Source organism: Actinopolymorpha sp. B17G11, assembly GCF_040196095.1.
In the GTDB taxonomy this organism is placed as follows: Bacteria; Actinomycetota; Actinomycetes; order Propionibacteriales; family Actinopolymorphaceae; genus Thermasporomyces.
Map to the genome: position 1 here is coordinate 242,009 of NZ_JBEFTW010000002.1, position 21,707 is coordinate 263,715.

General features: G+C 70.0%; 16 protein-coding genes. 11 read left to right on the top strand and 5 right to left on the bottom strand.

The window, feature by feature from the left end:
* Positions 1-31: 31 nt before the first annotated feature.
* The 8 genes from ABN028_RS03480 (at position 32) to ABN028_RS03515 (ending at position 10,672) form a co-directional block, all read left to right on the top strand.
* Positions 32-3,085 (top strand): alpha-mannosidase, encoded by a 3,054-nt coding sequence (locus ABN028_RS03480; RefSeq protein ID WP_349695590.1) that lies wholly within the window; start codon positions 32-34, stop codon positions 3,083-3,085.
* A 22-nt stretch (positions 3,086-3,107) separates the two neighbouring features.
* The gene (locus ABN028_RS03485; RefSeq protein ID WP_349695591.1) at positions 3,108-4,010 is read left to right on the top strand and encodes a GntR family transcriptional regulator; all 903 of its coding nucleotides are present in this window, start codon (positions 3,108-3,110) and stop codon (positions 4,008-4,010) included.
* The gene (locus tag ABN028_RS03490; RefSeq protein ID WP_349695592.1) at positions 4,010-5,266 is read left to right on the top strand and encodes an alpha-hydroxy acid oxidase; all 1,257 of its coding nucleotides are present in this window, start codon (positions 4,010-4,012) and stop codon (positions 5,264-5,266) included. The genes ABN028_RS03485 and ABN028_RS03490 overlap by 1 nt, the downstream gene beginning before the upstream one ends.
* Before the next feature lie 106 nt (positions 5,267-5,372).
* Positions 5,373-5,939 carry a G protein-coupled receptor family protein gene (locus ABN028_RS03495; protein WP_349695593.1) on the top strand — a complete coding sequence of 189 codons (567 nt, stop codon included), beginning with the start codon at positions 5,373-5,375 and terminating at the stop codon, positions 5,937-5,939.
* A 406-nt stretch (positions 5,940-6,345) separates the two neighbouring features.
* Positions 6,346-7,281 carry a tRNA (adenosine(37)-N6)-dimethylallyltransferase MiaA gene (gene miaA / locus ABN028_RS03500; RefSeq protein WP_349695594.1) on the top strand — a complete coding sequence of 312 codons (936 nt, stop codon included), beginning with the start codon at positions 6,346-6,348 and terminating at the stop codon, positions 7,279-7,281.
* 152 nt (positions 7,282-7,433) lie between these two features.
* Positions 7,434-9,302: a gamma-glutamyltransferase gene (gene ggt / locus ABN028_RS03505; RefSeq protein ID WP_349695595.1), complete on the top strand. Its 1,869-nt coding sequence runs from the start codon at positions 7,434-7,436 to the stop codon at positions 9,300-9,302.
* A gap of 174 nt (positions 9,303-9,476) precedes the next feature.
* Positions 9,477-10,319: a diaminopimelate epimerase gene (gene dapF / locus ABN028_RS03510; protein WP_349695596.1), complete on the top strand. Its 843-nt coding sequence runs from the start codon at positions 9,477-9,479 to the stop codon at positions 10,317-10,319.
* 176 nt (positions 10,320-10,495) lie between these two features.
* Positions 10,496-10,672: a hypothetical protein gene (locus ABN028_RS03515; protein ID WP_349689502.1), complete on the top strand. Its 177-nt coding sequence runs from the start codon at positions 10,496-10,498 to the stop codon at positions 10,670-10,672.
* A gap of 22 nt (positions 10,673-10,694) precedes the next feature.
* Here ABN028_RS03515 and ABN028_RS03520 read toward each other — a convergent pair whose 3' ends face one another.
* Entirely contained in the window at positions 10,695-12,017 is a 1,323-nt protein-coding gene (locus ABN028_RS03520) for an enolase C-terminal domain-like protein (RefSeq protein WP_349695597.1), read from the bottom strand.
* Between the two features lie 450 nt (positions 12,018-12,467).
* Here ABN028_RS03520 and hflX point away from each other — a divergent pair, with 450 nt between their 5' ends.
* Positions 12,468-13,862 (top strand): GTPase HflX, encoded by a 1,395-nt coding sequence (gene hflX / locus ABN028_RS03525; RefSeq protein ID WP_349326645.1) that lies wholly within the window; start codon positions 12,468-12,470, stop codon positions 13,860-13,862.
* A 102-nt stretch (positions 13,863-13,964) separates the two neighbouring features.
* On the opposite strand, the gene ABN028_RS03530 is transcribed toward hflX, so the two are convergent.
* Together ABN028_RS03530 and ABN028_RS03535 are read right to left on the bottom strand one after the other, a co-directional pair.
* Complete coding sequence (locus tag ABN028_RS03530; protein ID WP_349695598.1) at positions 13,965-14,609, bottom strand: rhomboid family intramembrane serine protease; 645 nt, start codon at positions 14,607-14,609, stop codon at positions 13,965-13,967.
* Between the two features lie 315 nt (positions 14,610-14,924).
* Positions 14,925-16,772 carry a S9 family peptidase gene (locus tag ABN028_RS03535; protein ID WP_349695599.1) on the bottom strand — a complete coding sequence of 616 codons (1,848 nt, stop codon included), beginning with the start codon at positions 16,770-16,772 and terminating at the stop codon, positions 14,925-14,927.
* 61 nt (positions 16,773-16,833) lie between these two features.
* Here ABN028_RS03535 and ABN028_RS03540 point away from each other — a divergent pair, with 61 nt between their 5' ends.
* Entirely contained in the window at positions 16,834-19,113 is a 2,280-nt protein-coding gene (locus tag ABN028_RS03540; RefSeq protein WP_349695600.1) for an ATP-dependent DNA helicase, read from the top strand.
* Here the strand turns inward: ABN028_RS03540 and ABN028_RS03545 are convergent, their stop codons facing one another.
* Positions 19,114-19,968 carry a hypothetical protein gene (locus tag ABN028_RS03545; RefSeq protein ID WP_349695601.1) on the bottom strand — a complete coding sequence of 285 codons (855 nt, stop codon included), beginning with the start codon at positions 19,966-19,968 and terminating at the stop codon, positions 19,114-19,116.
* A gap of 43 nt (positions 19,969-20,011) precedes the next feature.
* Complete coding sequence (gene lexA / locus ABN028_RS03550) at positions 20,012-20,749, bottom strand: transcriptional repressor LexA (protein ID WP_349326488.1); 738 nt, start codon at positions 20,747-20,749, stop codon at positions 20,012-20,014.
* A 365-nt stretch (positions 20,750-21,114) separates the two neighbouring features.
* On the opposite strand from lexA, the gene ABN028_RS03555 reads away from it, so the two are divergent.
* Positions 21,115-21,663: a LysM peptidoglycan-binding domain-containing protein gene (locus ABN028_RS03555; protein ID WP_349695602.1), complete on the top strand. Its 549-nt coding sequence runs from the start codon at positions 21,115-21,117 to the stop codon at positions 21,661-21,663.
* Positions 21,664-21,707 lie beyond the last annotated feature (44 nt).

A 21,707-nucleotide genomic window follows, 5' to 3' on the forward strand; every position in this document is an offset into this window, starting at 1 on the left:
AGCTGTTCGACGAAAACTCCTCGGAGGACCCATGCACGACGACCACCGCCTGGTCGAGGCCCGGCTGGAACGCGCCCTCAGGCAGCGCCTGCGCCCGGCTCTCCACGGCGCGACTGTCCCGCTCGACATCGAGGTCTGGCACGCACCAGGCGAACCGGTACCGGTGAGCGACGCCCTCGGCGCCGACTACAAGCCGGCCGCCCTCGGCGAGTCCTGGGGTCCGCCCTGGGGCACCAGCTGGTTCCGGCTCACCGGCCGCGTCCCGCAGGAGTGGGACGGTCAGCGGGTCGAGGCGGTCGTCGACCTCGGCTTCGGTGGCGGGCCGGGCTTCTCGGCGGAAGGGCTCGCCTACACACCTGACGGCGAGCCGATCAAGGGCCTCAACCCCGACAACATCTACGTCCCGCTCGCAGGTCTGGCCTCGGGTGGCGCCTCGGGCTCGGACCAGGCGTACGCGAAGGGTGGTGCCGCCTTCCAGGTCTACGTCGAGGCGGCCGCAAACCCCACGGTCATCGGCTGGCCGGACTTCTCACCGACGAACCTCGGAGACAAGGAGACCGCCGGGACCGAGCCGATGTATGAGATCCGCCGGGCGGACCTCGCCGTCTTCCACGCGGACGTGTGGAATCTCCTGCTCGACATCGACGTCCTGAACGAGCTCCGCGCCGAGCTGCCCGCCGACCTGCCGCGCCGCTCGGAGATCCTCCGGGCGCTCGAGCGGGCGCTCGACGCGCTCGACTACGACGACATCCCGGGGTCCGCCGCGGCCGCCCGCGCGCAGCTGGCCGGCGTTCTCGCCAAGCCGGCGTACGCCAGTGCCCACCAGATCTCGGCCGTCGGCCACGCCCACATCGACTCCGCCTGGCTCTGGCCGCTGCGCGAGACGGTCCGGAAGGTCGCGCGCACGGTCTCCAACGTCACGACGCTGGCCGCGGACCACGACGACTTCCGGTTCGCGTTCTCCCAGGCTCAGCAGCACGCCTGGATGAAGGACCACCACCCGCAGGTGTGGTCGCGTCTCAAGGCCGCTGTCGAGAGCGGCCACGTCGTGCCGATCGGCGGCATGTGGGTCGAGTCCGACACGAACATGCCCGGTGGCGAGGCGATGGCCCGCCAGTTCGTCCACGGCAAGCGGTTCTTCCTCGACGAGTACGGCATCGAGACCGAGGTCGTCTGGCTGCCCGACTCGTTCGGCTACTCCGCGGGCCTGCCGCAGCTGGTGAAGCTCTCGGGCCACAAGTGGTTCCTCACCCAGAAGATCTCCTGGAACCAGACGAACAAGTTCCCGCACCACACGTTCTGGTGGGAGGGGATCGACGGGACCCGGGTCTTCACGCACTTCCCGCCGGCCGACACCTACAACGGTCAACTCACCGGACGCGAGCTGGCCCATGCACAGCGCAACTACCAGGACAAGGGTGGCGGCACGTGGTCGCTGCTGCCGTTCGGTCATGGTGACGGCGGTGGCGGGCCGACCCGGGAGATGCTGGGCCGGGCGGAGCGCCTCGCCGACCTCGAGTCCTCGCCCAAGGTGACGGTCGAGCACCCGGCGCGGTTCTTCGAGAAGGCGCACGAGGAATACGCCAACGCGCCCGTCTGGGTGGGCGAGCTCTACCTCGAGCTGCACCGCGCCACCTACACGTCGCAGGCGAAGACCAAGCAGGGCAACCGGCGCAGCGAGCACCTCCTGCGGGAAGCCGAGCTGTGGTCCGCGGCGGCCGCGGTGGCGGGCCGGCTCGAGTATCCGTACGCCGATCTGGACCGGATCTGGAAGGCCGTCCTGCTCAACCAGTTCCACGACATCCTGCCGGGCAGCTCGATCCGCTGGGTCCACCGCGAGGCGGAGGAGACCTACGCGCGGCTCGCGGTCGAGCTGGAGGCGATCATCGCGCGCGCCCAGCAGGCGTTGGCCGGCGAGGGTTCGGCCGACGTCGTCTTCAACGCCGCGCCGCACGACCGCGACGGGGTGCCGGCCATGGGCGCTTCGGTGCGCGGGCGTTCGCACGCACCGGACGTGACGGTGAACGACGAGGGTCCGGGCATCGTGCTCGACAACGGCCTGGTGCGCGTCACCGTCGACGAGCGCGGCCTGCTGAGGTCGGTCTACGAGATCGAGTCGCAGCGGGAGGCCCTCGCACCTGGCGCGGCCGGCAACCTGCTCCAGCTCCACGTCGACACCCCGAACCTCTGGGACGCCTGGGACGTCGACCCGTTCTACCGCAACAAGGTCGTCGATCTGGTCGACGCGGACTCGGTGGAGGTCGAGAGCGCCACGCCGGAGGAGGCCGTGGTCGCGGTCACCCGGTCGTTCGGCTCCTCGCGGGTCGTGCAGCGGATCCGGGTCCGTGCGGGTGCCTGTCAAGTCGATGTTGACAACGAGATCGACTGGCACGAGAAGGAGAAGTTCCTCAAGGCGTCGTTCCCGCTCGACGTCCGGGCCGAGCAGTCCGCCTCGGAGACGCAGTTCGGGCACCTTTTCCGGGCGACGCACACGAACACCTCGTGGGAGACGGCGAAGTTCGAGATCTGCGCCCACCGGTGGATCCACGTGGGGGAGCCGGGATACGGGCACGCGATCGTCAACAACTCGACGTACGGCCACGACGTGACCCGCGACGTCCGTCCCGACGGTGGTACGACGACGACCGTACGCCTCTCGCTGCTGCGGGCGCCGCGGATCCCCGACCCGGTGACCGACCAGGGTATGCACCGACTGTCGTACGCCCTGGTGCCGGGCGCCGGCATCGCCGAGGCGGTGGAGGAGGGCTACCGGATCAACCTGCCCTCGCGCACCGTTGCCGGGTCTGACGGCGTTGCTCCACTGGTCACGGTCGACAACCCCGCGGTCGTCGTGGAGGCGGTCAAGCTGGCCGACGACCAGTCCGGCGATGTCGTCGTCCGCCTGTACGAAGCGCACGGCGGTCGGGCGACGGCGCGGCTCACCACGTCGTTCGGGATCGATTCGGCGCAGGAGACCGACCTGCTCGAACGCCCCCTGGCCGAGCGCGACCTGTCCGACGGCGGAGTCGAGGTGGCGCTGCGCCCGTTCCAGATCCTGACGCTCAGGCTGGCCCGCGCGTCGTAGCAGCGGTGTTCGGCACAACGCCATGGCCAAGGAAGGCGGCCGCGGTTCGTCCAACCTGCCGACAGCGCGCACCTGTCAGGGGTATCTCGCCTTCTACGACGAGATACCCCTGACAGGTCACCGGCTACGACAGGTCACCGGCTACGACAGGTCCACCGGCGACGACAGCAGGTCCGGCAGCCACGGGTCGATCGGCTGGCTGTACCCGGACAGATCCCTCACCAGGCCCCACGGTTGTGACACAATCCGCGGCATGGGTGACGGAAGCAGGGCCGCCGCCGATGAAGTGGCGGAGACCCTCCGCACAGAACTCCTCGACGGCATACGTCCCCCGGGCTCGCACCTGTCCGAAGAACACCTGGCGGAGAGGTTCGGCGTAGGTCGCTACACCGTGCGGGCCGCCCTGCGCAGCCTGGTCACCGCGGGGTTGCTGGTCCACGAACGGCACCGAGGTGCGTTCGTCCCCACACTCACCCGGGACCGGATCGACGAGCTCTACGCCTACCGTTCCGTCGTCGAACTGGGTAGTCTCCGCCTCGCCCTCGACCGCGAACAGGATCTCCGCCCCGTCGAAGACGCCGTCCTCGAGCTCGAACGCATCGACCGGCCGGGAGGCACTCACGGCGCGTGGCACGACGTCACCGCGGCACACCGAGCGGTCCACCACGCGATCGTGGCCGCCGCCGGAAACTCCCGCCTCCTCGCCGCCTACTCCGCGTGTGAGGACGAACTGCAGTTCGTGCTGGCGTTCCTTCGTCCCGAGTTCGCGCCGGGACGGCTCGCGACGCTGCACCGAGACCTGCTCCGGCGCCTCGCCGACGGTGTCGAGGCCGCGCAGGCCGCGCTCGCCGACGACCTCGAGGTCGGTCGGCAGGGTCTGCTGCGGGCGCTCCACGACCCTGCCCTTGAAGGGAGAACTGCTTGATGCCAGAGCTGTCGAAACTGCCCGAACGGCCCGCCATCCGTCGCCAACTCCCGCGCTGGTCCGAGCTGCGGCCGCTCCTGCGTACGCGCCGGATCGAACTGGACGCGACCGAGCGCCGGCTCCGGCGCGCCCTCACGATCGCCGACCTGCGGGAGGCCGCGCGGCGGCGGACACCTCGGGCGGCGTTCGACTACACCGACGGCGCCGCCGAGGGCGAGGTGAGCCTGCGCCGGGCACGGTCGTTGTTCCGCCGCCTGCAGTTCAACCCCAGCATCCTGCGCGACGTGTCGAAGGTGGAGACGGCGACGACGATCCTCGGGCGCCCGTCGGCGTACCCGTTCGCGTTCGCGCCCACCGGCTTCACCCGGATGATGCAGCACGAGGGGGAGTCGGCAGTCGCTCGCGTCGCCGAACGCGTGGGCATCCCGTACGGCCTCTCCACCGTCGGCACCACCTCGATCGAGGACGTCGCCGCGGCGGCGCCGGCCGCCGACAAGTGGTTCCAGCTCTACATCTGGACCGACCGGGCAGCCGGCAAGGACCTCGTCGACCGCGCCCGCGAGGCCGGCTACACGGCACTGGTGCTCACCGTCGATGTGCCGGTCGCGGGCGCGAGACTTCGGGACGTACGCAACGGCATGACCATCCCGCCCACCCTCACGCCGAAGACGCTCATCGACATGGCGACCCACCCGGCGTGGTGGTTCAACCTGCTGACCACGAAGCCGCTGACGTTCGCGTCGCTGTCGGACTGGCCGGGCACGGTCGCCGAGCTGATCAACACGATGTTCGACCCGACGGTGACGTTCGAAGATCTGGCGTGGATGCGGGAGTCGTGGCCGGGATCCCTTGTGGTGAAGGGAATTCAGAACGTCGACGACGCGCGCAAGGTTGTCGACCTCGGCGTCGACGGGGTGGTGGTCTCCAACCACGGCGGCCGACAGCTCGACCGGGCACCCGTGCCGTTGGAGCTGCTGCCGCAGGTGGTCGACGCCGTCGGCGACCGGGCGGAGGTGCTCGTCGACACCGGCATCATGAGCGGTGCCGACATCGTGGCCTGCCTCGCACTGGGCGCGAAGGCCGCGCTCGTCGGTCGGGCGTACCTCTACGGGCTGATGGCCGGCGGTGAGCGGGGCGTCCAGCGGGCGGCCGACATCCTCGGCACGGAGATACGCCGGACGATGCAGCTGCTCGGCGTCGCCGACGTCAGCGAGCTGAACCGCTCCCACGTCACGTTGCCCGCCGTGCCCTTCTGAGCGGGGTCGCCGTCAGGGGCGGATCCGGGTCATGGCCCGTGCATCCGCTCGGTGGGCAGGGCAGGATGGACAGAAGCCAGCACACCACGCGAGGAGGCTGCGCCTTATGTATGACAACGCCACGTGGTTTCCGATCTGCGCCGCGCTCTCGGCTGTCGGGGTCGTGGCGGCGTTCTTCGCGTTCCGCCGGCGTGGGCTGGCCTCCGGTCTCCGGCTGCTCGGCTGGGCGGTCCTGCCGATGGCGATCTACCTGACCGGCATGGTGCGGCTGTTGTGGACCATCGGCGCGGCGGTCGGCAAGTGGGTCTCCGGCTTCGTCTTCAGCCCGTTCGTCTGGGCCGGCGTGGCCCTCTTCGGCTTCGCCGCGATCGCGCTCCCCGTCGCCGGCGCGCTGCGGCGGCGGAAGGCCGGCCGTGAGGTTCCGGCGGGCGAGGGCGCGGGCGCTGCGCAGCTGGAACGCGGTGTCACTCCAGGGACCGGCGCGGTCGGTGCCGCGGCGTCCGGGACGAAAGGGAAACCAGCCGAGAAGAAGGCCAGGAAGTCGTCCCAGGAGAAGTCGACCGCCGACAAGGGGGCCCGGGACGAGGCCGCGGGCCAGGGGGACAAGTCCTCCGACCCGCTCGAAGGCATGGAAGACATCGAGGACATCCTCAAGCGACGTGGCATATCGTGAGGCGTTTCTGACCCCGCTGAGCGCGTGGTGACGCCACGTCGAGCAGGTACGAATGTCCCCGTCGGCCAACCGCCCCGTCAGGACAGAGGCAGGCCCCCGGAGATCCTGACGTGCGCGCTCGGTGGCTGTGCCTCGCGGCGCGCTCGCCCGGCTGGGGACGGGCGAGCATCGAACGATCTCCGGGGGCCCGAATCCGGCCGGGTCGAGGCGTTCACTCCCACGATCGGCCGGGGCACGGAGTAGCGGGGACCGGGCGGGGCACGCCGCACTTCGGTGACGCTCGCGTTCGCGCGACGAGGTGGTCGCGGCAGGATGGGCGCCGAGGCCGTGTGCCGGCAGTCTCGTACCCGTCGGCCGGTGGTCCACACGCCAGGCAGGGTCACGATCCGGTGAAAGGTGGCGGCCGTTGCGCTCCGCTCCACTCGACGTACTCGCCGTCGTCGGTCCGACCGCGGCCGGGAAGTCCGACCTCGCGGTCGAGCTGGCGCTCCGGCTCGGCGGCGAGGTCGTCAACGCCGACTCGATGCAGCTCTACCGGGGCATGGACATCGGTACCGCGAAGCTCGCGGTCGCCGAGCGGCGAGGTGTCCACCATCACCTGATCGACGTCCTGGACATCCACGAGACGTCGACGGTGGCGGAGTTCCAGGACCGCGCCCGAGCGGCGATCCGCGACTGCCAGGCACGCCGCGTCCTCCCCATCGTGGTCGGCGGGTCGGCGTTGTACGTCCGGGCGGTGCTCGACAGGTTCGAGTTCCCCGGCACTGATCCGGTCGTACGCCGGCGACTGGAGGCGGAACTGTCCGCCGTCGGATCCGTACGCCTGCACGCACGCCTCGCGGAGGTCGATCCGGAGGCCGCGGCCCGGATCCTGCCTTCGAACGGGCGGCGGGTGGTTCGTGCCCTGGAGGTCATCGACATCACCGGGAGGCCGTTCACCGCGTCGCTTCCCACGCATGCGTACGCATTCGACCAAGTCTGTCAAGTCGGCCTTGACGTTCCTCGTCCGGTGCTCGACGAACGGATCCGGCTCCGCGTCGACCGGATGTGGGACGCGGGCATCGTCGACGAGGTACGCCGGCTGGATGCCGCGGGCCTGCGGAAGGGCGTGACGGCGAGCCGGGCGCTGGGCTATGCGCAGGTGCTGGCCTACCTCGCAGGTGAATGCGGCGAGGACGAGGCGAAGGACGCGACCGTACGGGCCACCCGACGCTTCGCACGCCGCCAGGACTCATGGTTCCGGCGAGACACCCGGATCGGCTGGCTGCCCTACGACACCCCCGGCCTGGTCGAGCGGGCCCTCGCTGCGGTGTCGGACGACCAGCTGCCGCGGCAAGAATGATCAGTTTGCGGGTCAATACCAACAACACGTGGCAAATTCACCACCGCGTCGGTGCGAAATGATCACGCAGGCGTGATCATTTCGCCCCGACGCGGTGGTTCTCTTCGACAGGGTTCGCGTATAGCGTCGATCGGGACGAGGAAGGGAGCACCATGATGCGCCGACTCGCCGTCGCTTCCGTCGCCAGCGCCACCGCGGCGGTGCTGGCCGCCGCGCTTGTCGTCCCACCCGCACAGGCGTACGTCCGCGCCGCGAGCCCGCCCGGCACCACGACGTCCCTTGCCGAAGCGCCCGCCGGACATGTGCCCGCCGGGAAGGTGCCGGTCGCCGAAGGCTATGGAGGGGCGGTGTCCACGGTCGACCTCGACGCCACCCGCGCGGGTCTCGGAGTGCTCCGCAGGGGCGGCAACGCCGTCGACGCGGCGGTCGCGGCGGCCGCGACGCTCGGTGTCACCGAACCGTTCTCCGCAGGCATCGGTGGCGGCGGCTTCTTCGTCTACTACGACGCCCGCTCCGGCGAGGTCCGCACGATCGACGGCCGGGAGACGGCACCGGCGGCGGCGACGGAGGAGTTGTTCATCGACCCCGAGTCCGGCGGGCCGTTGCCGTTCGAGCAGGCGCGGGTCAGCGGCCTGTCCGTCGGCGTCCCGGGCACTCCTGCCACCTGGCAGCGTGCGCTCGACGAGTGGGGTACCTGGTCCCTGCCCCAGGCGCTCGCTCCCGCGACAAAGGTGGCCGCGGAGGGCTTTGTCGTCGACGAGACGTTCCGCTCCCAGGTCGCCGAGAACTCCGACATCTTCGACGACTTCACCTCGACCAGTGAGCTGTACCTTCCGGGCGGCGCGCCGCCCGCTGCTGGATCCCGCTTCAGCAACCCGGATCTGGCGCGCACCTATGCGTTGCTCGCCAAGCAGGGCGTCGGTGCCCTCTACGACGGCCCGCTCGGTGCCGAGATCGCGCGTACCGTCCAGCAGCCGCCGGTCGCCCCCGACACCGATCGCGTTGTCAGGCCGGGCGCGATGACCGCTGCGGACCTCGCGGCCTACGACGCACCGCTGCGCGCGCCGACGCACGTGGACTACGCCGGCCTCGACGTCTACGGCATGGGCCCGCCGTCGTCCGGTGGCTCGACCGTGGGGGAGGCGCTCAACATCCTCGAGAGCCAGGACCTTTCGGCCGACGACAGGACCGCGGCACTGCACGCGTACGTCGAGGCGAGCGCGCTGGCCTTCGCCGACCGCAACCGCTACGTGGGCGATGCCGACCAGGTGGATGTCCCGCTCGACGAACTGCTGTCCCAGGGCTTCGCCGAGGAACGTGCCTGCCAGATCGATCCCGACGCGGTGCTGGAGAAGCCCGTCGCCCCCGGCGTCCCGGACGGGCAGTACGCGGGCTGCGGCGAAGAGGCGCCCGGCCCAACCGGCGGGCAGCGCGAAGGCTTGTCCACCACGCACCTGACCGTCTCCGACCGGTGGGGCAACGTCGTCGCCTACACGCTCACCATCGAGGCGACAGGCGGGAGCGGCATCGCGGTGCCCGACCGGGGTTTCCTGCTCAACAACGAGCTGACCGACTTCAACTTCGCACCCACCCAGGGCGATGCGCCCGACCCGAACCTGCCGGGGCCCGGCAAGCGACCGCGTTCGTCGATGTCGCCGACGATCGTGCTCGACGACGGCCGACCCCTCCTCGCGCTCGGTAGCCCGGGCGGAGCGACGATCATCACGACCGTCCTGCAGACCCTTGTCAACCGGCTCGATCTCGGCATGAACCTGCCGGATGCCGTGGCGGCTCCGCGCGTATCGTCACGCAACACCGCATCCCAGGCCGAACCCGCATTCCTCGCCTCACCGGAAGGCGAGGCACTTGTGGCAAAGGGGCACAAGTTCGCCGAGATCCCGGAGATCGGCGCGGAGACGGCGCTGGAGTTCGGCCGGCACGGGTTCGTCCAGGCAGTCGCCGAACCCACCAGGCGAGGAGGCGGATCGGCCATGGTCGTCAGACCCGGCCCGGACCGCTGAGGACCGCACGGCGGCGTACGAGGCGCCTCCTGATGCAATAGGTTCGTACGAAGGACCCCAGCGAGCCGGACCGTCGAGCAACACGGGCCGCCGAGCACGACAGGGTCCTTCGGCATGACAGGGTCCTTCGGCATGTACTGGGACACCTCAGGCGGAACGGAAGCGAGCGACTAGGTGACGCGGACTGTGCGGTGGGTCAAGGGCCACGGCACCGAGAACGACTTCCTGCTGCTCCGCGACCCGGACGGTACGGCCTACCGTGACCTGGACGCCGCGGCCGTGCGGGCGATGTGCGAACGCCGCAGGGGTGTGGGCGCCGACGGGGTCCTCCGTGCCGTACGCACGGACGCGATCGACGACGGCCGGGCCTACGCCGAGGTGGCCGAGTGGTTCATGGACTTCCGCAATGCCGACGGCTCGACCGGCGAGATGTGCGGCAACGGTGCACGGGTGTTCGCGGCTTTCCTGTACGCGGAGGGGCTCGCCGACCCCGGCACCGAACTGCCTGTCGCGACCCGGGCGGGACTGAAGCGGATCCGGGTCGAGGGCGACGGCCAGCTCACGGTGGACATGGGCATCGCCCGGTTCCCAGCCTCGGACGGCCTGGAGGTCTCGGCCGCCGGTCACACGTGGTCGGCGACGGCGGTCGACATGGGGAACCCCCACGGGGTGGCGTTCGTCGACGACCTGGCGGATCCCGGCCCGCTGTTCGACCCGCCGACGTGGAGTCCGTCGGAGGTGTTCCCGAAGGGCGTGAACCTCGAGTTCGCCCTACGCCGGGGCGCCCGGCACCTGGCGATGCGGGTGCATGAGCGAGGCGTCGGGGAGACGCGGTCGTGCGGTACCGGCGCGTGTGCGGTGGCGGTGACGACGGCACGAGTCGACGGGGTGGATCCGCCCGCGACGTATCGCGTCGACGTACCTGGTGGCACACTCGCGGTCGGTCTGCATTCCGATGGGCACGTGGAGCTCACCGGACCCGCAGTCCTCGTCGCGCGCGGTGAGGTCGACGTCTAGCTCAACGCCTCGGACGACCGGCGTCCTTGCTCTCCTCCCTGCTCATGGACTCTCCTCCGTGGTACGGCCTCCCTCGTCAGGAGAATCCCTGACCAGCGTCTCCGTCTTCCGGCCTAGAAGAGACGGGCCCTTCGGCCGAGGACTTTTGTCGGTCGTCACAGCTAATGTCCGTGAGCATGGCGATGATTCCGCAGCAGGCCACCGAGGACGATGCCGGTGCGCTGCGTGAGCAACGCCGGCGGATCGTCCTGCGTCACGTCCGTTCCCGGGCCGCGTCCCGCCTCGCCCGCAGGTCCGCCGTGATCCGCACGGCGGTGTTGCTGCGTTCGATCGGCTACCACGACGAACGCTGAACCGCCTTGCCGCGCAGCCGGTTCATGGACGCTGAACGGTGCCGTCCGGCAGCCGGGTACGGGTCCAGGCGTCGTTCACCAACGGATCCACCGGCGGATACTTCGCCGCCAGCTTCTCGTCGAGATCGACACCGAACCCTGGTGTGTCACTGGGCCACAGGTGCCCGTCTCGCACCTCGGGACAGCCGGGGAAGACCTCGGCCGCCGCCTCGTTGAAGACGTGCTGCTCCTGGATGCCGAAGTTCGGCGCGGCCAGGTCGAGCGCCAGGTTGGCCGCATGCCCGACCGGTGAGACGTCGCCCGGACCGTGCCAGGCCGTACGAATGCCGAAGAGCTCGGCGGCCGACGCGAGCCGCCAGGCCGGCGTGAGCCCACCGATCGCGGAGATGTGGCACCGGACGAAGTCGATCAACCGGTCGCGTACAAGGGGGACGTACTCCGCCGGGTTCGTGAACAGCTCCCCGATCGCCAGCGGCGTCGCGGTCTGCGCGCGCACTGTCGGGAGCCAGCCGAGGTCCTCCGGCGCGAGAAGGTCCTCGAGGAAGAACAGGCGGAACGGCTCGAGCTCTTTTGCCAGGCGTACGGCCTGGGTGGGGTGCAGTCGTTCGTGCACGTCGTGCAGGAGGTGCACCGACGGTCCCAGCTGCTCGCGCAGGTGGGCGAAGAGTGCGGGCACCACCCGCAGGTAAGCGTCGGGTTCCCACGCGTTCGGCGTGAGGCTGGGTCGCACCCTGAGGTCGGCTTGGGGTGAGCCGCCACGCTCATCGCCGGCACCCGTCGACGCCGCGGACGGAGCTCCGTACGTCAGCGCACCTGGGATCGCGACCTGGCAGCGGACGTACCGGTAGCCGTCCTCGACGTACGCGCGCACGTTGTCCTCGACCTCGGCGGCGTCGCGTCCGGAGGCGTGGGCGTAGACGGGCACGGCCGTGCGGCAGCGTCCGCCGAGCAGCTGCCACACCGGTAGGCCGGCCTGCTTGCCCTTCAGGTCCCACAGCGCCATGTCGACACCAGAGAGCGCGTTGTTGAGGACCGGCCCCAGGCGCCAGTACGAACTCACCAGGAGTGACGACGCGATATCGGTGATATCGGCCGGGTCACGCCCGATCAGCTGGGGAGCGAGGTAGTCCTCGATCGCTGTGGTGACTGCCCGTGCACGTTGCGTGAACGTCGCGCAGCCGAGGCCGTAGAGCCCGGGTTCGGACGTCTCGATCTTCACGACCACCAGGGTGATCCGCTCCGGTGCGGTGAGGATCGTCCGTACGCCGGTGATCCGTACGCCGCTGTCCGACGACTGCCAGGGCGGAGCGGCGAGGGGTTGGGACTGCTCAGAGGGCGAACTCACTGGGTGATCCTTCCGGCCGTTGCCAAGCTGTGTTGCCGCATGTGGCGTGGGCAGAGGGGAGAGGGCTGGTGGCGTGAGGGACTGTACGAAGCGGATCGGGCGGTGCCTACCGGTCCACGCCGAACGGACAGGTATCGGTCATACCGGTTCCGGCGTCCAGGGCATGTCGGTGCAAGCGTGGCGTCGGAGCCGATGTCGGTGCTCACTTGGATGTCGGTGCTCACTTGGATGTCGGTGCTCACTCGGACGATATGCGGGTGCACGGAAACGGCCCGCGTGCCACGATGGAGGAAGCTACGGCGCCTCCGTAGCGTTGACTGGAGCAGGATGACTCTACGACCACACACGAACACCCAGGCCGAGCTGGCGCGACATGGCGATGCCCCGGAGAGGCCAACCGAGAGTCGAATCGACCTCGATCCGATCATGGCTGTGCGGGAGGTACCGGGCATGGACGATCGCGCCGAGGCAGATCCCGCCACCGGTGAACTCGATCTCGAGGACCGTCAGGCGCTCCGCCGGGTAGCAGGCTTCTCGACCGAGCTCACCGACATCACCGAGGTCGAGTATCGGCGCCTCCAGCTCGAACGCGTCGTCCTCGTCGGCGTCTGGACAGACGGCAGCGTCGAAGACGCGGAAAACTCCCTCCGCGAACTCAAGCTGCTCGCCGAGACGGCTGGCGCGGAGGTCCTCGAAGGGCTGATCCAGCGGCGAAGCCGGCCCGACCAGGCCACCTACATCGGCCGCGGCAAGGTCGACGACGTCCGGTCCGACGTGATGATGACCGGTGCCGACACGGTGATCTGCGACGGCGAGCTGAGCCCTGCCCAGCTGCGCAACCTGGAAGAACGCATCAAGGTGAAGGTCATCGACCGCACCGCGTTGATCCTCGACATCTTCGCCCAACACGCCAAGAGCAAGGAGGGCAAGGCCCAGGTCGAGCTGGCCCAGCTGTCTTACTTCCTTCCCCGGCTGCGTGGTTGGGGTGGGCAGCTGTCCCGGCAGGCCGGCGGCCGCGCCGGCGGTGCCACCGGCGGTGTCGGCCTGCGTGGACCTGGTGAGACCAAGCTCGAGATCGACCGGCGCCGGATCCGTACCCGGATGGCCAAGCTACGCCGGGAGATCGTGGCGATGAAGACCAGCCGTGGGACGAAGCGCCTGCGCCGCCGCCGCAACGAAGTGCCCTCCGTCGCCATCGCCGGCTACACCAACGCCGGCAAGTCCTCGCTGCTCAACCGGCTCACCGGAGCAGGCGTACTCGTCGAGGACGCGTTGTTCGCCACCCTCGACCCGACGACGCGGCGGGCCAGCAGTCCCGACGGCAAGCTCTTCACGCTGACCGACACCGTGGGTTTCGTACGCCATCTTCCGCACGAGTTGGTCGAGGCGTTCCGGTCGACGTTGGAGGAGGTCGCCGACGCCGACCTCGTGGTCCACGTCGTCGACGGCTCGCATGCCGACCCCGAAGGCCAGATCAGCACCGTCCGTGAGGTGCTGGCCGAGGCGGGCGCCGGCGACGTGCCGGAGATCGTCGCGATCAACAAGGCCGACCTCGCCGACCCGGTGGAGCTGGCCAGGCTGCAGACGCTGGTCCCGCGATCGGTCATTGTCTCCGCGCGGACCGGACACGGCATCGCCGAACTGCTGGAAGCGATTGGGACCGAACTCCCGCGCCCAGAGGTCGAGGTCAGTGCGCTCGTTCCCTACGCACGCGGCGACATCGTGGCGAAGGTCCATGAGCACGGCGAGGTACTCGAGATCGAGCACACCCCCGAAGGCACCAGGCTGCGCGCCCGGGTCAACCCAGGCCTCGCGGCCGCCCTGACCGGCTTCGCCGCCGGGTGAGGGTCGTCGCCGATCGGCCGCGCCCGCCCATGCAGGAACGACGCGGGTGACGTGCTGCGGTGGAGACGACGGGCGGTGCATGCCTACCGCCCCGTCACGTGGCTAGGACGCGCCCCAGCTGGTGGAGCGGGGAGACGTGGTACGCCGTGGAGAACCGCCGAGCAACCACGCACTGATGAGGCCGCCGACGGCGCCGAAGAAGTGTCCCTGCCAGGAGATCCCGGCCTGGGGTAGGAGCCCGCTGAGGAGCGCACCGCCCCAGAAGACGACCACCAGGATGCCGATCAGGAGCTGGCCCAGGCTGCGGTTGAAGATACCCCGCACGATGAGGTAGGTGGCATAACCGAACACGATCCCGCTGGCGCCGACCGTGATCGAGCCGGGCGGCGACGTCAGCCACGTGCCGATCCCGCTCACCAGCGCCACGACGACGGTCACGCCCAGCAGATGGGCCGCGCCGCTCGCGGCGATGATCGCGCCGAGCATGAGCAGCGGGATCGTGTTGGAGATCAGGTGGGCGAACCCCGCGTGGAGGAACGGCGCGGCGGCGATGCCGATCAGGCCGTCGGAGTCACGCGCCTGGATGCCGAAACCGTCGAGCGCCCCGCCGAGGAACGTGTCGAGGAACTCGCTCGCCCACATCAACCCGACCAACAGGACCAAAATCTTGAGACCGGCGACGCCGGGATCACCGAAGCGGTTGCCGGCACCGCGCCGGTCCGGCAGCGGCGAGTACGCAGACGACATGCTTCCACCATGCCCGATCCGGGCAAGTCGCGCCGCTTGTGCGGTCAGTTTCTTACCGGGTTTTCAAGTCCATCCGCTTCGGAACCCCGGCCTCGCGCCTGGTGGCACGGCGGACAGGCTGCCGGGGGCGCGTGGTGGGCGTCGCGCGGGCGGACAGGCAGCCGGGGGCACGTGGTGGATGTCGCGCGGGCGGACAGGTGGCGGCCGGGCAGGCGGTTTCGCGTGGTGGGCCGTCACACGGGCGGCCGGATGGCGGTCCGGCGGCCGGAGTGGCGTAGTGGGTCCGCAACCGGGACCACGCGCTGGGAGGCTGGCTCAGCCCTCCGAACGCCCGCCCAGGTGCTCGGCCAGGAACCGCTCGGCCGCCGCGTAGTAGACCTCGCGGTTCTCCGGCCGGGCCAGGCCGTGCCCTTCGTCCGGGAAGAGAAGGTATTCGTGCGGAACGCCCTTGCTCTTCAGGGCCTCCACGATCTGCTCCGCTTCGGCTTGTTTGACCCGCGGGTCGTTCGCACCCTGCGCCACCAGGACCGGGATCGAGATGTCCTCGACCCGGGACAGGGGGGAGCGTTCCCAGAGCATGTCCTTCTCGGTCTCGGGGTCGCCGACTTTGGCGTACATCATCGCGACCATCGGCTTCCAGTACGGCGGGACCGCGGCCAGCAAAGTCAGGAGGTTGGACGGGCCGCACATGTCGACCGCACAGCGGAACACGTCGGGTGTGAAGGCGGCACCCGCCAGTGCGGCATACCCGCCGTAGGAACCGCCCATGATCCCGATCCGGTCCGGGTCGATGAACCCCTGCCCGCCGAGGTGTTCGATGGCGTCGAGCAGGTCGGTGTGCATCGTGCGGCCCCACTGCTTGTCGGCGGCGTTCCCGAACGCCTTGCCGTAGCCCGTCGACCCGCGGAAGTTGACCTGCACACATGCGTAGCCGCGGTTGGCGAGCCACTGCGCTTCGGCGTTGTAGCCCCAGGCGTCACGCGCCCATGGACCGCCGTGGACGTTGAGCACCGCGGGAAGGTGCTCGCGTTCGACGTCGGGCGGGAACGTCACGTAGCCGTGGATCTCAAGGCCGTCGCGCGCGGTGAAGGCGAACGGCTCCATGGGCGCGAGGGCGTACCCGCCGAGGTCAGGCTTGTGCGCGAACAGGAACCGGAGCCCGCCCGTCGACCGGTCGTACAGGTAGAAGCGGACCGGGCCGTCGGACGGCATGACCGACACCATCCAGAGCCGGTCGTCGCGTTCGGTGCGGTTGATGCCGAGCTCGCCGTCGATGCCGAGGGAGCTCCGGAGCTGTTCCACCGCCTCGCCGTACGTCTGGTCGAGAAACGTCCAGGACTTGCGATCCTTGTCGAAGATCACGGCCTGCGGCACGCGGGTCTCCGGGTCGAACTCCACGCCGTCCACGTCGTACGCGGAATCGGCGGCGAGCTCAGTCTCCTTGCCCGTCGCGAGGTCGACGCTCACCAGCCGGGCCGCGTTGGCGCCGAGAGAGGAGACGAGGTAAAGCGTGGTGCCGTCGCGGGAGAACCCGACCGGGCTGGTGGTGTTGGCGTCGTCGGCCGGAACCTCCAGCCAGGAATGGAACTCGCCATCCTCGTCGGCGAGGAAGAACACCACACCGCCGTCCTCGGTCACCGAGGCCGCACCCTGGATGGTGAGATCGGTGTCGGCGAGCCAGCCGACGTAGCCGGGATTGTCCCGGATCTTCTCCAGTTCGCCATTGGTGAGGTCCAGGCGGTAGACGTCATGGAGTTCCGGCCTGTCCCTGTTGATGGCGAGCAGCATCGTGGTCGGGTGCCAGCGGTTGTGGCCGAGGACCCGCACCTGCACGTTGTCGTACGGCGTCACACACCGCTCGGCGCCGGACTCCAGGTCGAGCAGGTGCAGGCGCCAGTTCTCGTCGCCGCCCTCGTCCTGCAGGTAGTACAACGTCCGGTCGTCGTGGCAGAAGCCGAAGACCCGGATACCGCGGCCGCGATCACGTGTCACCGGCGTCGCCTGGTCCGGTTCGTCGACCGGGCCGACCCAGACGTTGAGCACGCCCTCGTCAGGAGCGAGGTAGCCCAGCCGGGTGCCGTCGGGGGAGACGGTGGGGGTGGCGTACGTCGGATTGCCGAACAGGACCGCGCGGGGGATCAGCGGTACGGCGTCGTAGGTCATGGGCAAATCCCACCACATGAGGGGCCGCCGGCGGGGAACCCGGGCGGTATAACCTCGCGGGATGGCCGAACCAGCGCGGGATTCCCGCGACGCCCCGCCATCGACGTCGGACCGGCCGGATCCCCGCGTGCGTGAGCTGCTCCAGGACGCTGTGACCGCGCTCGCCGGCACCGAGCGGCCCGGACAGGTGGTCATGGCTGAGGCCGTGACGCGCGCGATGGAGCGTGGTGAACACCTGGTCGTGCAGGCCGGAACGGGTACGGGGAAGTCCCTCGCCTATCTCGTTCCGGCGTTCCTGCATCCGGGTGGGGGCGAGCGACGCCCGGTCGTGGTGGCGACGGCCACGCTGGCGCTGCAGGCGCAGCTGGTCGGCCGTGACCTTCCCCAGCTCGTGGATGCGATCGAGAAGCGGCTCGGCCGGCGACCGTCGTACGCCATTTTGAAGGGACGGCACAACTACGCCTGTCTGCACCGGGTTCGTGACGGCGTACCCGACGAGCAGGGAGCCCTGGTCGAGAGAGTCGACACGGGGCCGCTCGGCCGGCAGGTCCTGACGTTGCGGAACTGGGCGAAGAACGAGGCACAGACCGGCGGCAACGGCGACCGCGACGCCGCGCCGACCCACCAGGACCGCGCCTGGGCGCAGGTGGCCGTGTCGTCGCGGGAATGCCTGGGCGCACAGCGCTGCCCCTATGGCGACGAGTGCTTCGCCGAGCGAGCCCGGGAGCGTGCGCTGGCCGCCGACGTGATCGTCACCAACCACGCACTGCTGGCGATCGACGCCCTGGAGAACGTCCCCGTGTTGCCCGACTACGACGTCGCGATCGTCGACGAGGCGCACGAGCTGGCCGCCAGGGTCACGAGCACGGCGTCGGCGGAGCTGGCGCCCGGCATGGTGCAGCGCGCGGCGCGCCGGGCCCGGTCCTTCTGCGACGACGGCGGCGAAGCCGACCCGTTGGAGGACGCGGGCGAGACCCTGCGCACCGCCCTCGCCTCTGCGGCGCTCGGTCGGGTGGAGTCCCTGGGTGGCGAGCTCGCCGCGGCGGTCGCGCTTGTCCGTGACAGTGCACGTGCGGCCTGGTCGGCGTTCCCTGGGGAGAAGAAGGACCCGGGGGGCGATGCCGAGAAGGAGTCGGGACGCCGCCAGGCGCGGGCCTACGTCGAACAGGTCCGTGACATCGCCGATCGGATCGCGGCGATGTCGCCCCACGACGTCGTGTGGGTGGCCGAACGCGAACGTGGAGGGCCTGAACTGTGTGTGGCGCCGCTGTCCGTGTCGGGCCTGCTGCGGGTGCACCTGATGGCCGAGCGGACGTGCATCCTCACCTCGGCGACGTTGAAGCTGGGCGGCGACTTCGACGCGGCGGCTCGGTCGGTGGGCCTGCGACCGGTCGACCGCCTCCCTGATCCGCCGGAAGGCCACGAACCGGTAGGCGACCAGCCAACAGGTGACGGGCCGGATGGTGAACGCCCAGAAGGTGACCGCCCAGAAGGTGACCGCCCAGAAGGTGACCGCCCAGAAGGTGACCGCCCAGAAGGTGACCGCCCAGACGGAGACCGGTCAGGACGTGCGGCTGGCCGTCACACAGGCGGTGAGAACGCAGAACCCGGCGGCGCTTCCACCGACCCGGCCGCGGCGGCGGGCACGGACGTCGTGGAACCCTTGCCGTGGCGTGCGCTCGATGTCGGTTCGCCGTTCGACTACGGCCGGCAGGCGATCCTCTATGTCGCTCGACGATTGCCGCCGCCGGGGCGTGGTGGCATCTCGGAGCGCACGTTGCAGGAGCTGGCACAGCTCATGGAGGCCTCGGGCGGCGGGACACTCGGCCTCTTCTCGTCCCGCCGCGCCGCGCAGGACGCCGCGGCAGCGGTTCGGGAACGCCTCGGCCTCGAGGTGCTCTGCCAGGGCGAGGGGCAGCTGGCGGAGCTGCATCGCCGGTTCGTGGACGAGCCGCGGACGTCGTTGTTCGGCACCTTGTCGCTCTGGCAGGGACTGGACGTGCCGGGCGACACCTGCCAGCTCGTGGTCATCGACCGCATTCCGTTCCCGCGTCCCGACGACCCGCTCGCCTCGGCCAGGCAGCGCGCCGTCGACGAGGCCGGCGGCAACGGCTTCATGGCGGTGGCGGCGACCCATGCCGCACTGCTGCTCGCCCAAGGCGTCGGCCGGCTGATCCGGCGTTCGTCCGACCGCGGGGTGGTCGCCGTGCTCGATCCCCGGCTGGTCACGGCCCGCTACGGCGGCTTCCTGCGGGCGTCACTGCCACCGATGTGGTTCACGCCCGACCGCGACGTCGCCGTCGGAGCGCTGCAGCGTTTGCGCGCCGCCCGCGACGCCTGATCAGTCCGGCATGCGTACGCAGATCGCGATCGGGGTCTGTTGGCGGCCCTGACCGAACGGGTTGTCCCGGAACAGTTCGCAGAAGAAGCCGGGGCGGCGATCGGTGTCGTGTCCCAATACGTCACGGCCGAGGTCGTTGGAGTCGATGACGACGGTGCCCGCCAGCGTCCCGGCGATGTCCTCGGGGAGCTGGGCAGTCACGGCGTCGGTGATGGCCGTGGCCACCTTGCCAGGGTCCTTGGGCGGAAGCTTCGCCGAGACATTGGACGGGAACGCCGAATAGGACGTCGGGCCGTCGATCGCGTTGACCCGGTGCCCGGCCACGACGTAGAACCATCCGCGCTGGCGGACGGCCTTGCCGACGACACTGGCTGCTGCCGCTGCCAGGATCCTGGGAAGGCCCGCCTCGTTGATCGCCAGCTGCATCGTCCAAGGGCTGCCGAGTCCGATGCCGTGCGGCGTGCGCTGGACCAGCCGGGAGAGGACCCTGGCCGCGGGTCCCGGGTCGATCTCCCAGGTGAAGTAGGACCGTCCCTGCGAGATCGCCACGATCTTCTCGCTCACCACGACGTACCACGGTCCCTCGAAGACCCCGCTGAAGTGGGGACTCTCCGCGACATGGCGCGCGGCATCGCGGACGTAGGCCGTCACGCGGGTCGGCACGTCGTCGCCGCGGGCGAAGAGTTCAGTCTGGAGGGGGATGCGTGCCCATCGCATCCCTTCGACCTCCACGACCAGACTCTTGCCGTCGTTCGGGGCCAACGGGTCCTTCGCCGGCGGTGGATCGTGCGGGACAGCGGACCGCGCGTGGTCAGCTCCTGACGTCGCGTCGGTCCCCGTCGTGGAGTTTGTCATGCTGCTCCCGGTCGTCAGGTGGTGTGCGCGGCACCCTGACAGGTCAGACGCGCCGCAGGACCGCGACGACCTTACCGAGGATCACGGCGTCGTCTCCAGGAATCGGCTCATAGGCCGGGTTGTGCGGCAGCAGCCAGACCTGCTTGCCGCGCCGGCTGTAGGTCTTGACGGTGGCCTCACCGTCGATCATCGCCGACACGATCTCGCCCAGCTCGGCCGTGGGTTGCTGGCGAACCACCACCCAGTCGCCGTCGCAGATGGCCGCCTCGACCATCGAGTCTCCCTTGACCTTGAGCAGGAACAGCTCACCTTCGCCCACCAGCTGACGGGGGAGCGGCATGATCTCCTCGACAGCCTGCTCGGCGAGGATCGGTCCACCGGCGGCGATCCGGCCTACCACGGGCACGAACGCCGGCGTGGGATGAGCGTCACCGCTGTCGGTCTCGTCGTACGTCGTCATCCGGGCACTCGAGACGGCCCGGCGGTGCGTGTCGGGGAACAAGACCTCGAGCGCGCGGGGTCGGTTGGGGTCGCGCCGGATGAACCCCTTGGTCTCGAGGACGCGGAGCTGGTGGGCGACCGATGAGGACGAGGTCAGACCGACGAGCTCGCCGATCTCGCGCATGGCAGGTGGATATCCCCGGTTTTCGACCGACTCGCGGATGACTTCCAGGATTCGGCGCTGCCTGGGCGTGAGGCCGGTGGCGTCCGGCGGCCCGTCGGGCAGTTCGCGCACGGCCGCGGTGGAGGAGTCGCGATCGGACTTCTTCCGCTTGGGCATAGCGGTGTTCTCCTTCCGAGGGTTTCCAGGAAGGGCTCCCGGGTTCCCGCCGGGTGCCCACATCGAGGAGCGTAGGGCCTCCGTCATCCACTTTCAAACATCTGTTCGACGGCGTGTCGCGAGCGTGTCGCGGACCGTGCAGGACGCCGGTCGCGCCCACCTGGCCGATGGGGGTCTGCCTGGCCGACGTGGGCGGGGCTGGTCCTCTCTTATGGGAGAACCTGTGGCCTCGAACCTATTTTCGACCCTGCGGTCTGGCGGGCTGTCGGTGGGATGGTGTAGAAAATCGTCCAGGCGTTCGATCGAACAGTCGTTCGACGTCGAGCAAGGTCGAGGTTCGTTCTCTCGCCGTAGGAGGTCGGCACATGAGCAGCAGTGCGCCAGTCGTGCACATCGACGAGTTCCGTTCCCGGCGGACCTCTCGGGCGGGCGCGCCCCACCTCCCGGAGGCACTGTCGGACAGTGGACGGCTCGAGGCGGTCCCCCGCAGGGCCGCCGCCGAGCGCACTCCGGCGCGAGTCCGGCGCGGTCCACGGCCGCGGTTGGTGCGGGCGTGTCATCGAGGGCTGGTGGCGGGTGAGCCCGTGCAGGCGCCGGTCACCCTGACCCGGCGGGGCCGGGTCACCGTTCTGGTGATGACGCTGGTCTTCCTCGCGCTCGGCGTCCTCGGCTCGGTTGTCCTGTTGCAGGGCGCGTCGGCCGCCGACGCGGGCTCTGACGGTGGTCAGTCGGTCCGGACCAGGACGGTGACGGTGGCGCCAGGGCAGACGCTGTGGGAGATCGCCGCACGAGTGGATCCTGATGCCGACATCCGGGCCACGGTCGAGGAGATCTCCCGGCTCAATGGCCTGACGAGTGCGGGTGACCTGGAGATGGGCCAGTCACTCGTGGTCCCAGTTCGTTCCGGTGGCTGACATCGCCGCCCCGAAGGTCTGGCCGGCGACACGCCCGGCTATCG